Genomic DNA, 14837 nt, shown 5'->3' on the forward strand with positions numbered 1-14837 from the left:
GTTGAGGGTGCGATGGTGCGGAGAAGATATGGGGAGGCGCGCGGGACGCAATACGGACGCTCGCCGCCGCGCGGCGCCTTGAGCGGGGCTGGCGCTTTGACTGGGCGCGGCGCGAGGGATAGGATCGTGGCGACCGCAACCGCCGATGGCCCCGCTACCGCCTGCATGTCGCGAGCGGAGACGGCGAGGCTTTCATACGCGCCTTCCCCCAGAGGTCGTGATGTCCGTTCGACAGTCCTTGCGCGCCTTCGTGGTCACGACCACGACGCTCGTCACCGGAGCAGCCGCCACGTTTGCCCGCGCCCCCCTTGCTCCTGACGAGGCGCACGCCCAGGGGTCCGCCAGGGGCGCGGCGGCAGCGGCGCCGGCGCTGGCGATTCCCGCCGAGTCGTACCGTCAGCTACAATGGCGCACGATCGGCCCCGAAGGGAACCGATTCACCTCCGCCGCCGGCATTCCCGGCGACCCGCTCACCTATTACGTGGGCGCGGCCTCGGGCGGCGTGTGGAAGACGAACGACGGCGGCACCAACTGGCAGCCGCTGTTCGATGCGCAGCCGGTGCAGTCCATCGGGGCGCTCGCCGTGTCGCGCTCCGACCCCAACGTGGTGTGGGCGGGGACGGGCGAGGCGCACATCCGGTCGCACATCTCGCTCGGAATGGGCGTGTATCGCTCCACCGACGCGGGGCGCAACTGGACGCTGATGGGCCTGGAGAAGACGGGACGCATCGCGCGCATCGTCATTCATCCGCAGGACCCCAACACCGTCATCGTCTGCGCGCTGGGGCACGCCTATGGCCCGCAGCCGGAGCGCGGGATCTACCGCACCACCGACGGTGGCGTCACGTGGACGCTGGCCATGCACGTGGACGACAACACCGGCTGTTCGGACCTCGCGATGGACCCGCGCAACCCGCGCATCCTGTACGCGGGGATGTGGCAACTCGAGATCCACACGTGGGGGCGCACGAGCGGCGGTCCGGGGAGCGGGCTCTTCACGTCACGGGATGGCGGTGCCACCTGGACGCGCCTCACCGGGCGCGGCCTTCCGCGCGGTCCGGTGGGCAAGGTCGCCGTCGCGATCGCCCCGTCCAACACCGACCGCGTCTTCGCCCTGATCGAGACGGGCGACGGAATTCCCTGGAACGGACAACCGACAGAGAGCGGGCAGCTATGGCGCTCCGACGACGGCGGCCAGAACTGGCAGCTCATCTCGCGCGACCGCAATGCGATGGGGCGCGCGCACTACTACTCGCGCATGGCCGTGAACCCCGATGACCAGGACGAGGCGTACTTTCTCACGGCGTCGTACGCGAAGACGGTGGACGGCGGGGCAACGCTCCGCACGGTGCAGGGGCGCGAGGCGCCCGGCGGCGATCACCACGACATCTGGATCGATCCCACCAACGGCAACCGGCAGCTCGTGGCGCACGACCAGGGGCTGTCGATCACGCAGAACCGCGGGAAGACGTGGTACCGCCAGCGCCTGCTCAACGCGCAGATGTACCACGTCACGGTGGACAACGAGATTCCGTACAACGTGCTGGGCAACAAGCAGGACGAGCCGTCGTATCGCGGGCCGTCCAACTCGCGCGTGATGGGCGGGCGCGGCCAGGGGATCTCACGCGGGATGTGGCATTCGGTGGGCGGCGGTGAGAGCGGGTGGGCAACGCCCGACCCCACCGACTCGAAGATCGTCTGGTCCACCGCGTCGGGATCGGGAATGGTCGGCGGCATCGTGGTGCGCTTCGAGGAGGACCGCCGCCAGTTCCGCAACGTCGAGGTCTGGCCGCAGCAGTCGAACGGCCCCGCCGACGGGGTGAAGTACCGCTTTGTCTGGGACTCCCCCTTCCAGATCTCGCCGCACGATCACAACACGATCTACGTCGGCAGCCAGCACGTGCACCGCACGACGAATGGCGGCCAGAGCTGGGAGGTCATCTCCCCCGACCTCACGCTCAACGACCGCACGCGCATGGGAAGCTCCGGCGGGCTCACGCCGGACAACATCGGCGTGGAGTACGCCGGCGTGGTGTACGGCATCGCCGAGTCGCCCCGGGAGAAGGGGGTGATCTGGGTGGGGACGAACGACGGTCTCGTGCAGCTGACGAGGGACAACGGGAAGTCGTGGACCAACGTCACGAAGAACATCCCGAACCTCCCGCCATGGGGGAGCGTGCGCTCCATCGCCCCCTCGCGCTTCGACGGTGGCACGGCGTATCTCACCGTCGACTTCCACCAGGTGAACAACCGCGACCCGTTCATCTACAAGACGACGGACTACGGCGCGACGTGGAAGTCGATCACCAACGGGATCGCCAAGTCGCCGCTCAGCTACGCCAAGGTCATCACCGAGGATCCGGTGCGACGCGGCATGCTCTACGTCGGGACGGAGAACGCGATCTACGTCTCGTTCGACGCCGGGGAGCAGTGGCAGCCATTGCAGAACGATCTCCCGCACGCGCCGGTCTCCGGCATCGTCGTGCAGGAGCACTTCAACGACCTCGTGATCTCGACGTATGGGCGTGGCTTTTGGATCATGGACGACATCACGGCGCTGCGCCAGCTCAACGCGGACGTCCTCGCCCGTCCCTCGCACCTCTTCACGCTGCGCCCTGCCTATCGGTTCCGTCCCATCACCGCGCCGTCGACCACGTACGACGATCCCACGACGGGCGAGGACCCGGAGTACGGCGCCTCGATCAACTACTACCTCAAGGCTCCGGTCGCGGGCGGCGTGAAGCTCAGCGTGGCCGACGCCAACGGACAAGTGATCCGCACCATCACGGGAACGAACGTGGCCGGGATCAACCGCGTGTACTGGGACCTGCGGCACGAGGCGTCGAAGGAGACGCGCCTCTTTACCTCCCCGCTGTACGCGCCGCACCTCATCGCCCCGCCCAACGGGCGCGTGGCACCGGGGACGGGGCAACTCGCGATCCTCGCCGCTCCGGGGCGCTACACGGTCACGCTTGCGGCTGGCGGCGACGAGCAGCGGCAGCCGCTGGAGGTTCGCAAGGACCCGAACTCCGGCGGGACGGAAGGCGACATCGAGGCGCAAACGCGCGCCCTGGTCGCACTCCGCACCGACATGAATGACGGGGCCGACGCCGTGCAGCGTATCGAGGCAGTGCGCGTGCAGCTCGAGGCGATCGCCAAGGTGGTCGACGACGCCGAGGTCCGCCGCGCGGCCGACGCGCTCCTGCAGCAGTTCGTCGACCTGGAGCAGAACCTCGTCGACTTGCGGCTGACGGGCACGGGGCAGGACGGCGTGCGCTTCGGCTCCAGGCTCCTGGGCAAGCTCAGCTACCTCGCCAACGGGATGGCCTCCAGCGACCACCGCCCCACCGACCAGCACCTCGAGGTCCAGGGGATCCTCGGCGGCGAACTCAAGCGGCACCTCGGCGCGCTCGACGCCCTCATCGCCAACCAGCTCGCCACCTTCAACAACCTCCTCAAGTCGCGCAACGTGCCTAACGTGATTGTCCGCCCCCGGTCGCCCATCAGCGACTGACGCGGCCACGGCGACGCGCACTACCTTTCGGCCACACCTCCCCTGCCTCGCCCCGCAAGCCTGAGCCATCACATGTCCCTCCTCCTGCGCCTCCTCATCAATGCGGCCGCGCTGTACGTCGCGGCGCGGTTCGTCGACGGCATCTCGTTCTCGGGCCCGCCCATGGCGCTCATCGCCGTCGCCCTCGTCTTTGGCGTCGTCAACACCTTCGTGAAGCCGGTCATCAAGCTGTTCTCGATTCCCGTCATCTTCTTCACGCTGGGGCTCTTTCTCGTGATCATCAACGGCGCGATGCTCCTCCTTACCTCGCGCCTCTCGATGACCTTGGGGCTCGGCTTCACGGTGCGCGGCTTCGGCCCCGCCTTGCTGGGCGCAATCGTCGTCTCGCTCACCTCCCTCGTTCTCGGGCAGTTCCTGGAGGACGAAGTCAGGGCGTGACGCCCGCCGTCCGGCGCGACCCCCGGGCACTCCGTCTCCCCAAACGCCAAAAAGGAGCAAGGCCCGCGGACGCCAGTACGGCGCCCGCGGGCCTTCCCCGTTGGATGGTGGATCCGCGTCGCGTTAGGCGTTGCGGTCCAGGCACCCCTTGAACTTCGGGTTGTTCTGTTCGTCCTGGATGATCGGGAGATTGACGTCGTTGCCGAAGACACCGCCCTTGTAGTGCTGCCCGGTGGGGAAGACCGCGGTGGCCGCCCTCCCGTACTGGCGAATCAGGCGGCGCATGTCGCCCAACCGCTGGCCGCGGCTGAACGTCCACAGCGCCTTCTCGCGGAACATCAGGTTGATGCGCAGTTCATCCGTCCCCGGATCGGCCAGCGGCGCCATGGCGTTCACGGCGACCGCGTGGAGCGTGGGAGGCGCCGCGCGCAGGGCGTTGAGGATGGAAAGCCACTGCGTGTAGTTCTTGTCACGCAACGCCTTCTCGGCCTCGATCATGCGGGCGTCCACGCCGTTCACGATGTCGACGGCGGTCAACTGCCCGAAGATCTCCGTCGTGTTCATGAACGTCTGCCCGTCCTGCCCGGCGGTGGTGCGCTTGGTGACCGGGACACGCGGATCGTTGAGCGTCGCGAACGGAATGGCGTTCGGGACGACGATGTTCCGCTGGTTGCCCTGCAGCGAGTCGCCCACGGTGTAGCGAAGCGCCGAACGTCCCAGCGACCAGAGGTTGTTCGTCTGCGTCGTGAGGGAGAAGAGCGACCGATGGGAGAAGGTCGTGGGGATCCCGGCAACCGTCGCCGCGGCTGCATCGACCTGGTTGAGCCCCAGTTGCGCGCGCGCCTTGGCCACGCGCGCCGCGCGGGAGAGCGCCACGGAGGTCGTGTCGGTCGCGCTGCCGATGGAGGCCAGCGCCGAGTCGAACGACGCGATGGCGACGTTGAGGACCTGGTTCACGGTGAGCGGATCGCCGTACACGGGCGTGGCACCCGAACCGTCGGAGAGCGGGATGCCGTTGCAGAAGTCAGACGCCAGCTGCAACTCCACGAAGCCGCGCGCGAAGTACTGCTCGCCGATGTTCGTGGTCGCGGTGGGCTCCCACTGCTTCAACCCGGCAATCGCCTGGTTGGCCGAGGTGCGTACCCGATACAGGCGGTACAGCATGTTGGAGATCTGGGAGTTGTTCTCCTGGATGCGGCGCTGGTCGGTCTCGTCGTTCTGGACGAAGGTCGAGCTGGTCGCCCATTCGTCGGCCAACAGGCCGCCGAAGAGCCACGTGCTCTCGTTGCCGCCGGTGGCGGCCGTGAGGCGCGACACCGTGCCGATGGCAAGACCACGCGCCCCTTCGAGCGAGTTGGCGTCGGACGGGTTGATGAGGTCGGGATCGATCGCCTCGAGCAGCGTGTCGGTCACGCTGCCGCAAGCGGTCGAAGTCGCGAGCGCGAGGGCCGCAACGGCCCTCAGGGAGCGCCCGCCGAAGGACATACGATGCATGATCGAGTTCCCCTGTTGGGCGTTAGCGGTTGATGTTGACACGGAGGATGTAGTAGCTGGGAAGCCCGAGCCCCTGGAAGTCGCCGCCCGGCGTGTCGACGCCGGCCGTGACCTGGTAGTCGTTCTCGGGATCGACGCCGCGATAGGCCGTCCAGCGGGCCAGGTTGCGCCCGGTGAGGAGGACGCTCACCGCGCGGCTCTTGAAGAAGCGCTGCGACCAGTCCTGGCTCAGGCTGTACTGGACCGTCAGTTCGCGGAAGCGAACGAAGTCACCCTTCTGCAGGAAGCCGTCGAGCGACGCCGACGGATGGTCGCGCGTGGCGACGACCATGGCCTGCTCCTCGAACGAGGCTCCCGGGCTCTGGAGCCCGTTGCAGTTCTGGCGCGAGACGCAGCGAATTCGCTCGGTGTTGTTGTACCACTTGTGGCCACCGCGATAGTCGAGCATGGACTGGATGCGGAGGCGACGCGAGAAGAAGTCGAAGCCGTTGGTCCACGTCACGAGGTTGCGCGGCTGGCCATAGCCACGGAACGAGAACGAGTCGGCAACGAAGACTTCGTTGAGGTTCGGGTCGGCGTTGTAGGTCAGGATCTTGTCGCCGTTCTTGTCCTGCCACCCGGTGATCGCGCGCGCCCACAGCCCAAACAGCGGATAGCCTTCCAGCGCGCGCGTCGTGGTGCCGATCTGCCGCGGCGTGCCGCCCAGCGAGATGAGCTCGTTGGAGTACGTCGAGCCGTTGAGCGAGACGTCCCACGCGAAGTTCTTGTGGTCCATCACCTGCGCCGAGATGATCGCTTCCCACCCGTTGTTCCCCACCGAGCCGATGTTGACGCGCTGCGTCGTCGGCCCGCCAATGGACGGCGGCTGGATGGCGGAGATGATCGCGTCCTTCGTCTTCTTGGTGTAGTACGTGACCTCGAGCGAGTACCGGTTGTTGAGGAACTTGGCGTCGAAGCCCGTCTCGAACTCGGTGGAACGCTCAGGCTTGAGGTCGGGGTTGCCGATCTGCGTGTAGACCGCGGCCGGCTGGTCGAGGCCGCGATAGTTCGCCGTCGTGGCGAGGTAGTAGCGCAACGCATCGTTTGGCCCGGGCTGCACGCCCGACGAGCCGTACGACGCGCGGAACCGGAACTGGTTGAGCCAGTCGAACTTGGGGAAGAACGACTCGTCGGACATGATCCAGGAGAGCGACCCCTTGGGGTAGTACACCTGCTGGAAGTTTGTCCCGAAGGCGGAGTTCTGGTCGGTGCGCACGGCCGCGGTGAGGAAGAGGCGATCGTTGATCGCCGCCGCCTGCTCCACGAAGAGGCCGAGCGTCTTCTGGTACGTCGTCGCCTCGGCCGCATTGGGGACGGCGCCGGCACCGGCGGTCTGCGCCCCCGGGGCAAGCTGCGTCCCCGTCGCCGAGCCCAGTTCGAAGAGGTAGTTCACGTACTGCACGCCGCCTGTTGTCTTCAGGCTGAGCCACGGCATGGGCGTGTACGACGCCGTCGACCCGAGGTCGACCGTGAAGTTGCGGATGTCGGTCCGCGAGTTCTGCTTGAAGCCAAGGCGGTAGTTCGCGGTGATGGGCGGTCCCTCGCCGCGCAGCAGGAGGTTGTCGTCCACGCGGTTGGCATAATCGTTCCCCAGCGTGAGGCGGTTCTGCAGCCACGAGGTGGGGCGCCAGTTGGCGTTGAACGAACCAATGAAGCGATTCACGCGCTGTCCGGTCTTCTCCTGCCAGGTGTAGCCCGGCGTCCAGGCGCGGTACCCGTAGAGCGGCGTGGCCAGCCCTCCCGTTCCCACCAGGCGGTCCGGCGAACAGATCTTGCACCCGGGTCCACCGAAGGCCTGCGACCCCAGGCCGGCCGTGGCGTTGGATTCCAGCGAGAAGCGCTGGTTGAGGTTGACGAAGCCGGTGGAGGCGGAGATGTCGAGCTTGGGGCTCACCGCGGCGTTGATGTTGGCGCGCACGCTGGTCTTGCCCAGCGCGTTGGGGCGCTCCGTCCAGTCGTGCAGCGGGAGGTTGAGCGTGTCGAGGCGGCGGCGCTCGAAATCCGGGATCTCGAGGAGCCCGGTCTCGTCCTCACGCTCGCCCGAGACGAAATACCGCACCGCCTCGGTTCCACCCGACAGCTGCAACCCGTACTGGTTGCGGTTGCCGGTGCCGAGCGGCGTCACGTCGGGATCGGTGAAGAGGTTGTACTTCGCGACCGAGTCGATGGTGCAGAAGCCCGACGAGACGCGCGGCAGGTTGCAGCCGTTGATGGCCAGCGCCGCACCCGTCGACTTGTTGCGCCCGAAGATCGTGTAGTTGGTGGGATAGGTGTTCTGGTCCTTGATCACCCCGCCCTCGGCGTACACGGTCCAGCGGGCCGCGCCCGCGCGTCCACGCTTGGTCGAGATGAGGACGACGCCGTTGGCCGCGTCGGTGCCGTACAGCGTTGCCGCCGAAGGCCCCTTCACGATCTCCATGCTCTCGATCTCTTCCGGGTTGATGTCGCCGATACGGCTCGGCTGCGATCCACCGGTGAAGAGGTTCGACGAGTTGGAGTTGTTCGACATGCGAACGCCGTCGATGATGAAAATCGGGTCGTTCGACAGCGACAGCGAGTTCTGGCCGCGAATACGGATGCGGGCCCCCGCCCCCGTCTGCGTCCCCGACGTCACGGTGACGCCCGCCGTGCGCGAGTTGAGCATGTCGTTGACGTTCTGCACCGCGCCCGACTCGGCGATCTTGGCCGCGTCGATCGACGCCACCGCGTTGCCGAGCTCCACGCGACGCGTGTCACCGGTGGCCGTCGTCACGACCGGCGCCAGCGTGAGCGCGACTTCCGACAAGGCAAACTCCAGGCTCGCCGCCTGTCCGGCGACGACGGTCACCGCCTTCTTCTGTTCCGAATAGCCAACGCGCAGCACGCGAACCGTGACCGCGCCAGGCGCAACGGAGCGGAACGTGAAGCGCCCATCGGCATTCGTCAGGCCGCCCAACGTCGTGCCGACGATCACGACCTGCGCCTGATCGAGGGGGCGGCCGCCAGCCGCCTCGGTGACGTGGACATTGATACTCCCCTGCGAGGTCTGTGCTCCGAGCGCACCGGCGCCTAACGCCAGCAACGCCCCGACCGTCCGCAGGGTTCGTCCGAACGAGACAGTACTCATTCCCGGACTCCAGGGTGTGGGGAGAGATGAGGGGTACAACCACCGCCATCGCGCACGACCGGAGCGTCGATGTCGGGGTCCTCTCTCACCACCCTGCGGCCCCCCCGTATCACCCGCGCACCAGCCTCGCGCGTACCGATCTCCGGCCGCTTCGTAGGGGGAAGACGTGGGCCGGAATTCCGGATAAGGGCTTGGCGGATCGCGCTAGGTTAAGGGAGCAAAAAGCCCCCGTCAACGACGGATGTACGTGCGCACCCTTCCTCGCCCTTATGTAACCGGTTCCAATTGGTTGGCAGATGCGGCTGGCCCCTCACACGTGCCCGCCCGAGCATCGCCCGGTTACCGAAGCCGCCGCTGCAGGAATTCCGCCGCCGTGGTGAACGCCGCCTGCCATGACGTGTGCCGCAGGAAGGAGTGCACCTCGTCGGGGAAGACGAGCTGCTCCACCTCCACCCGGCGCTCGCGGAGCTGCTCCACCAGCGTGATGGTCTCCGCGAATGAGACGTTGCGATCGTCATCGCCGTGGATCACCAGCACCGGCGCCTTCCATCGATCGAGGTACGCCAGTGGCGACGACTCGCGCGCCAGGCGCGTGCGCGGCGGATCGAGGAGGATGTTCCAGTCGGGGACGAAATGCCGGATCCCCACGTTCCAGTCGTGCACGCCGTGGATGTCGACGCCGGTGGCAAACAGCTCCGGCGCGCGCGCCAGCCCCATCGCGGTGAGGTAGCCGCCGTACGACCCGCCCCACAACGCGATCTTCTTCGGATCGACGTCGGCACGATTGCGCAGGAAGAGCCCCGCCCCCACCACGTCGTTGAACTCGCTCGCCCCTTCGGCCCCGTAGCGCGGTGCCTCGCGGAAGGAGAGGCCGTAGCCAATCCCGCTCCGGTAGTTCACGGCCAGGACGACGAAGCCCCGGCTGGCCAGGTACTGGTTGAAGGCGTAGGCGTTGTGATAGTACTCGCCATAGTGGTAGCCCAGCAGCATCTGCCGGCGCGAGCCGCCGTGGAAGAAGATCGCCGCCGGGTGTCGCTCCCCCGCCCTGGCGTTAGGCGGCAGGAAGAGCTGCGCCGGCACCTGCATCCCGTCGGGGGCGGTGAACATGACCGCCTGCGGCACCACCAGTTGCGAGGTGGGAAAGCTCGCCAGCACCGCCGGCGCCAGCGCCACCGCCCGGTCACCCCCCGCCAGCCGCACCGCATGCGCCGGCGTGCGCGCGTCCGAACGCAGGTAGGCCAGCGATCCATCGCTCAGCTCCACCTGCCCCCACTCGATCCCGTCGCCACGCGTGACCGGGACCGGCGCCCCGCCCTTCACCGCCACGCGCCAGATGTGACGGCGATCGATGTCGCCGATGTTCGTGTTGTACAGCACCTCGCGCCGGTCGCGACTCAGGCGGACGTACTCCACCTCGCCATCGCCGGGCGTGAGGAGCGTGGCGCGCCCGCCCGCAACCGGGACGCTGTACAGGTGATTCCACCCGTCCTTCTCCCACGGGAAGACGATCACGTCGCCGTCGCCCCACAGGATCTGGTCGGGGGCCACCACCTCGTGCGGCACGCTCCCGTCTCCCGCGTCGGCGGTCCACACGGTGCGCGCGCTACCCGTGGCCACGTCACCCACGAGGATGGACCACGGACGCCCCGTGCGCTGCGCCTTGAAGAGATACAGCTCGCTCGACGCCGGCGTGCGCACGAAGGCGACGAATCGTCCATCGGGACTCCACACAGGCGCGTCGTCGGTGTCGACGCTCGGCGCGAGCCACGTCACGCGCTTGGTGGCCACCTCGACGACGGCGATGAAGGCATGATCGCCTCGGCTGCTGACGTACGCGAACCTGGTCCCGTCGGGCGACCAGCGCACGTTCGACATCCCGCCGCGGATGTTGAGGAACTCGGTGAACTCACCCTTTTCCTCGGCCAGCGAGCGCCCCCACAGCTTGCCGCGCGACACGAGGAGGAGCTTGCCGTCTGGTGAGATGGTGGGAGCGGTCCCGCCACCCAGCCGCACCGGCGCCCCCCCGGCGAGTGCCACGCGATAGATCGCACTCTCCGCTCCCCCCGGAAGCTGCGCCGGGTTTGGGCTCTCCCCCGCGCGATTGCGCCCGCCACCGCGCACGAAGACGATCGATGAGCCGTCAGGCGCCCAGGTGAGCGTGTTGATCTCCTGCCCGTCGTCCTCGGTGTAGCTCGTTAGGCGACGGCCGGCGTAGGCGGGCGCCTCGGCCACCCAGATGTTGCGGCGCCCGCGTTCGTTGAGCACCCAGGCCACCGCACCGCCGCGCGGCGCCGCCGCAATCTCCAGCGGAAACGGCGCGGCGAGGAGCTGGTCGATGGTGAGCGGCGATGCCCCCTGCGCGGGAAGGGGGGCGGGAACGGCGGAGAGAGCGCACAGCAGGGCGAACAGATGGACAACTGTGGGGCGGTGCATGGGGATGACGTCGAATGGGGAAGACGCGGGGCGCAAGACGCGCGCCCCTCGTGCGGCGCAGCGGGCGAGAATATGTCCCCCATTCGCGCCCACCGCGCCCCCTTCACCGCGTTCCCCCTACGCCCCCTCACGACCCCGGTCCATATTTCCGTCGCGACAGGCGATGAGCGCCACCTCCACCCTTTCCGTCCCATGCCGCAATCGACCACGCCCCTCGTCGGGGTGGTGATGGGCTCCAAGTCCGACTACGAGCACATGCAGCACTGCTGCGCCATGCTCGACGAGCTGCAGCTCCCCTACGAAGCGCGCGTCGTCTCGGCGCATCGCACCCCCGACTGGATGTTCGAGTACGCCGAGTCGGCCGAGGGACGTGGGTTGCTCGTCGTCATCGCCGCCGCTGGGGGGGCGGCCCACCTCCCGGGGATGATCGCTGCCAAGTCGCTCCTCCCCGTCCTCGGCGTCCCGATCCCGGCAACGCTTCTCAACGGGAGTGACGCGCTGTACTCCATCGTGCAGATGCCGGCGGGAGTCCCCGTGGGGACGCTCGCGATTGGCAAGCCGGGGGCGATCAACGCCGCGATCCTCGCCGCCGAGATCGTGGCCGCGCGGCACCCCGAGGTGCGCGAGCGGCTTCGCGCCTTCCGCGCCGCGCGCCGCGACGAGGTGCTGGGCCAGGTGCTGCCGTGAGCGTGATCCTTCCAGGCGCAACGATCGGGATCCTGGGGGGCGGGCAGCTGGGGCGCATGACGGGAATGGCGGCACGTTCGTTAGGCTACGATGTCCAGGTCCTCGACCCGGATCCCGACTGTCCCGCACGCGCGGTCGCATCGCGCACCGTCACGGCGCGCTTCGACGATGCCGACGCCGCCGCCGACCTCGCCCGCGAGTGCGATGTGGTCACGCTCGAGATCGAGCAGATCGCGCGCGCGTCGCTCGAGGCGGTGAGCGCGCTGGCGCCGCTGCGCCCGCGCGCCGAGGCGGTCTTCACGGTGCAGGATCGCATCCGGCAGCGCTCATGGCTCGACACGCACGGCTTTCCGGTGGGAGCGTATCGTGCCGTCTCGACCGCGGAGGAATGTGCGGCGGCGGTCGCCGCGCTAGGCCCCTCGATCTGCAAGGCCCCGATGGGGGGCTACGACGGGCGCGGCCAGGTGCGGGTGAAGTCGGCGACGGAGGGACGCGCGGCGTGGTCGGCGTTAGGCGGCGCTCGCGTGATCGTGGAGCAGTTTCTCGACCTCGACGTCGAGCTGTCGGTTCTCGTCGCGCGTCGTGAGGACGGCGAGAGTGCGACCTATCCGCCGTCGGTGAACCATCACGTGAACGGTGTCCTCGACTGGGCCATCACCCCCGGAGGGCTCCCCGACTCGGTGGCGCGACACGCGCAGCAGGTTGCGCGCGCCATCGCCGATACGATGGGGGTCGTCGGGCTCCTCGCCGTCGAGCTCTTCGTCACGAGGGACGGGCGCCTCCTCGTCAACGAACTCGCCCCTCGCCCGCACAACACCTATCATCATTCCGAGCGCGCGCACTCCACGTCACAGTTCGAGCAGCTGGTGCGCGCCGTGTGCGGGCTCCCGTTAGGCAAGGTCGACCTCGTCACGCCGGCGGCCATTGCCAACCTGCTCGGCGACCTGTGGGTCGAGGGAGATCTCCCCCACTTCACGCAGGCGCTCACCGTCCCCGACGTGCGTCTGCACCTGTACGGCAAGGCCACGGCACGCCCCGGCCGGAAGATGGGGCACCTCTCGGCGATTGCCCCCACGGCGCATGATGCGCTGGAACGCGTCCTCGACGCGCGGCATCGCCTCGCCACCCGCCCCATGATAGATGCCTGAGTCCATGAGTCACCGCCGCGCCCGCCGCACTGACGCACGTGGCGCCAGCCGCATGATTATCCGCGTTCGCATCGCGACGCTGGCCATGTCCGGGCTGCTCGCCAGCGCGTGCGCGACCTCGCGCCCCGCCCAGGGCGCCGCCGCCATCGCGACCGCCACGCTGCGCGCCGCCGACGGACGTGAGGTGGGAACAGCCACCCTTCGCAAAGTCGATGATGCGCTCCAGCTCGAACTCGACGTCAACGGCCTACCCGATGGAACGCACGGGCTCCATTTCCACACGGTGGGCAAGTGTGACGCGCCCGGCTTCGCCACCGCCGGCGGGCACCTCAATCCCGGCGGGACCAAACACGGCATGCAGAACCCGCAAGGGCCGCACGCCGGCGACCTCCCCAACCTCGTGATTGCCGGCGGACAGGCCCGCGGATGGACGGCGCGCACCCAGCGCGTCGTCGCCGACTCCACGCCCGGCGGGCTCTTCGATGCCGACGGCACGGCGCTCGTGATCCACGCCAATCGCGACGACGACGTCACCGACCCCAGCGGGAACAGCGGGGCGCGCATCGCCTGCGGCGTGATTCGCCGCATGTAACAGCGGGCGTGACCGTTGGTGGCGGCACGTGGGACGAGCCTACACACCAACGCCCGCTGGTAGGTGGAGGCCGGGGCGCTTCACCATTGGTGAGGCGCCCCTCGTCGTCAGGCACCCGTGCGGTGTCGCGTTTCGATCGATGGCCGCGCATAGCCTGTCACGCGCTCGATTGACAGCGCAGGTCCCGGTAGTAGTGTGAGACGCTACCTCCCGGGTCCCGCGCGCTCGTGGCGACGCCTGCCGCTCGCACCTGACTAACCCGGGAATCGCACCCTGGTGAGGACCCCTCCATGACTTCGCACGCCCACCGCACGACCGATGGCCGCGGCCGCCTGTACGACAGCGTCGTCGACACCATCGGCAACACACCCTGCATCCGCCTCAACCGCATCGCACCGCCGCACGTGCGCGTGTACGTGAAGGCCGAGTACTTCAACCCTGCGTCGTCGGTGAAGGACCGCCTCGCGATCTCGATCATCGAGGAGGGCGAGCGTCGCGGCGAACTGAAACCGGGGCAGACGGTGGTCGAGGCCACGAGCGGCAACACCGGAATCGGGCTCGCGATGGTGTGCGCCGCCAAGGGCTATCCGCTCGTGGTGACGATGGCCGACTCGTTCTCCATCGAACGCCGGCGCCTGATGCGATTCCTGGGGGCCAAGGTCGTCCTGACCCCGCGCGCCGCCAAGGGGCTGGGGATGTACCAGAAGGCGCAGGAGCTGGCCGATGCCAACGGCTGGTTTCTCGCGCGCCAGTTCGAGACGGCCGACAACGCGAGCATCCACGAGAACACGACGGGGCGCGAACTCGTCGCCGACTTCGAGGGCGAACGTCTCGACTACTGGGTGACGGGTTACGGCACCGGCGGGACACTCACCGGCGTGGCGCGCGTGCTGCGCACCGAGCGCCCGGCGACGCGGATCGTCCTCGCCGAGCCGAGCATCGCCCAGTTGTTAGGCAGCGGGACGCCGCAGGTGCGCGCCGCCGATCATGCGCCGGCCGAGAGCCATCCCGCCTTCACGCCGCACCCCATTCAGGGGTGGACGCCGGACTTCATTCCCTGGGTCCTGCAGGAGTCGGTCGATCGTCACTACTACGACGAGTTGGTCGCCATCGCCGGCCCCGATGCCATGGCCTGGTCGCGGCGCCTGGCGGCGGAGGAAGGGATCTTTACCGGGATCTCCGGCGGTGCCTCGTTAGGCGCGGCGATGCAGGTCGCCCAGCGCGCCCCCGAGGGATCGGTCCTCTGCTGCATGCTCCCCGATACGGGCGAGCGCTACCTCTCCACGCCGCTGTTCGAGGGCGTGGCGTCCGACATGACCGACGAGGAAGTCGCGCTCTCGCGCTCGACCCCCGGATTCCAGCTCGAAACCGCCTGACCGCACGCCC

General features: G+C 68.4%; 9 protein-coding genes. 6 read left to right on the plus strand and 3 right to left on the minus strand.

Annotation, left to right across the window (positions count from 1 at the left end; genetic code table 11):
• Positions 1–220: 220 nt before the first annotated feature.
• The gene (locus IT359_20040) at positions 221–3514 is read left to right on the plus strand and encodes a hypothetical protein (GenBank protein ID MCC6931290.1); all 3294 of its coding nucleotides are present in this window, start codon (positions 221–223) and stop codon (positions 3512–3514) included.
• 72 nt (positions 3515–3586) lie between these two features.
• Positions 3587–3952 (plus strand): phage holin family protein, encoded by a 366-nt coding sequence (locus tag IT359_20045; GenBank protein ID MCC6931291.1) that lies wholly within the window; start codon positions 3587–3589, stop codon positions 3950–3952.
• A gap of 123 nt (positions 3953–4075) precedes the next feature.
• Here IT359_20045 and IT359_20050 read toward each other — a convergent pair whose 3' ends face one another.
• The 3 genes from IT359_20050 to IT359_20060 all read right to left on the minus strand — a co-directional run bounded on the left by IT359_20050 (position 4076) and on the right by IT359_20060 (position 11024).
• Positions 4076–5365: a hypothetical protein gene (locus tag IT359_20050; GenBank protein MCC6931292.1), complete on the minus strand. Its 1290-nt coding sequence runs from the start codon at positions 5363–5365 to the stop codon at positions 4076–4078.
• 103 nt (positions 5366–5468) lie between these two features.
• Positions 5469–8591, minus strand: a complete 3123-nt coding sequence (locus tag IT359_20055) for a SusC/RagA family TonB-linked outer membrane protein (GenBank protein ID MCC6931293.1) — start codon at positions 8589–8591, stop codon at positions 5469–5471.
• 339 nt (positions 8592–8930) lie between these two features.
• A complete protein-coding gene (locus tag IT359_20060; GenBank protein ID MCC6931294.1) occupies positions 8931–11024 on the minus strand; it encodes a S9 family peptidase in 2094 nt (697 codons plus the stop codon).
• A 192-nt stretch (positions 11025–11216) separates the two neighbouring features.
• Here IT359_20060 and purE point away from each other — a divergent pair, with 192 nt between their 5' ends.
• The 4 genes from purE to IT359_20080 all read left to right on the plus strand — a co-directional run bounded on the left by purE (position 11217) and on the right by IT359_20080 (position 14827).
• Positions 11217–11711, plus strand: coding sequence for a 5-(carboxyamino)imidazole ribonucleotide mutase (gene purE / locus IT359_20065; protein MCC6931295.1), 495 nt, complete (start codon positions 11217–11219; stop codon positions 11709–11711).
• Positions 11712–11767: 56 nt separating this feature from the next.
• On the plus strand, positions 11768–12859 hold the full coding sequence (purK, locus tag IT359_20070; protein ID MCC6931296.1) for a 5-(carboxyamino)imidazole ribonucleotide synthase: 1092 nt from the start codon (positions 11768–11770) through the stop codon (positions 12857–12859).
• A 52-nt stretch (positions 12860–12911) separates the two neighbouring features.
• Positions 12912–13451 (plus strand): superoxide dismutase family protein, encoded by a 540-nt coding sequence (locus IT359_20075; protein MCC6931297.1) that lies wholly within the window; start codon positions 12912–12914, stop codon positions 13449–13451.
• Between the two features lie 290 nt (positions 13452–13741).
• On the plus strand, positions 13742–14827 hold the full coding sequence (locus tag IT359_20080; GenBank protein ID MCC6931298.1) for a pyridoxal-phosphate dependent enzyme: 1086 nt from the start codon (positions 13742–13744) through the stop codon (positions 14825–14827).
• Positions 14828–14837: the final 10 nt, after the last annotated feature.

The organism is Gemmatimonadaceae bacterium, assembly GCA_020852815.1.
GTDB lineage: Bacteria > Gemmatimonadota > Gemmatimonadetes > Gemmatimonadales > Gemmatimonadaceae > SCN-70-22.

Bases quoted from the DNA above. Each gene is read 5' to 3' on its own strand.
- IT359_20075 (MCC6931297.1), top strand. From the start codon at position 12,912: ATGATTATCCGCGTTCGCATCGCGACGCTGGCCATGTCCGGGCTGCTC.
- IT359_20060 (MCC6931294.1), bottom strand. From the start codon at position 11,024: ATGCACCGCCCCACAGTTGTCCATCTGTTCGCCCTGCTGTGCGCTCTC.
- IT359_20055 (MCC6931293.1), bottom strand. From the start codon at position 8,591: ATGAGTACTGTCTCGTTCGGACGAACCCTGCGGACGGTCGGGGCGTTG.
- IT359_20045 (MCC6931291.1), top strand. From the start codon at position 3,587: ATGTCCCTCCTCCTGCGCCTCCTCATCAATGCGGCCGCGCTGTACGTC.
- IT359_20080 (MCC6931298.1), top strand. From the start codon at position 13,742: ATGACTTCGCACGCCCACCGCACGACCGATGGCCGCGGCCGCCTGTAC.
- IT359_20040 (MCC6931290.1), top strand. From the start codon at position 221: ATGTCCGTTCGACAGTCCTTGCGCGCCTTCGTGGTCACGACCACGACG.
- purE (MCC6931295.1), top strand. From the start codon at position 11,217: ATGCCGCAATCGACCACGCCCCTCGTCGGGGTGGTGATGGGCTCCAAG.
- purK (MCC6931296.1), top strand. From the start codon at position 11,768: ATGACGGGAATGGCGGCACGTTCGTTAGGCTACGATGTCCAGGTCCTC.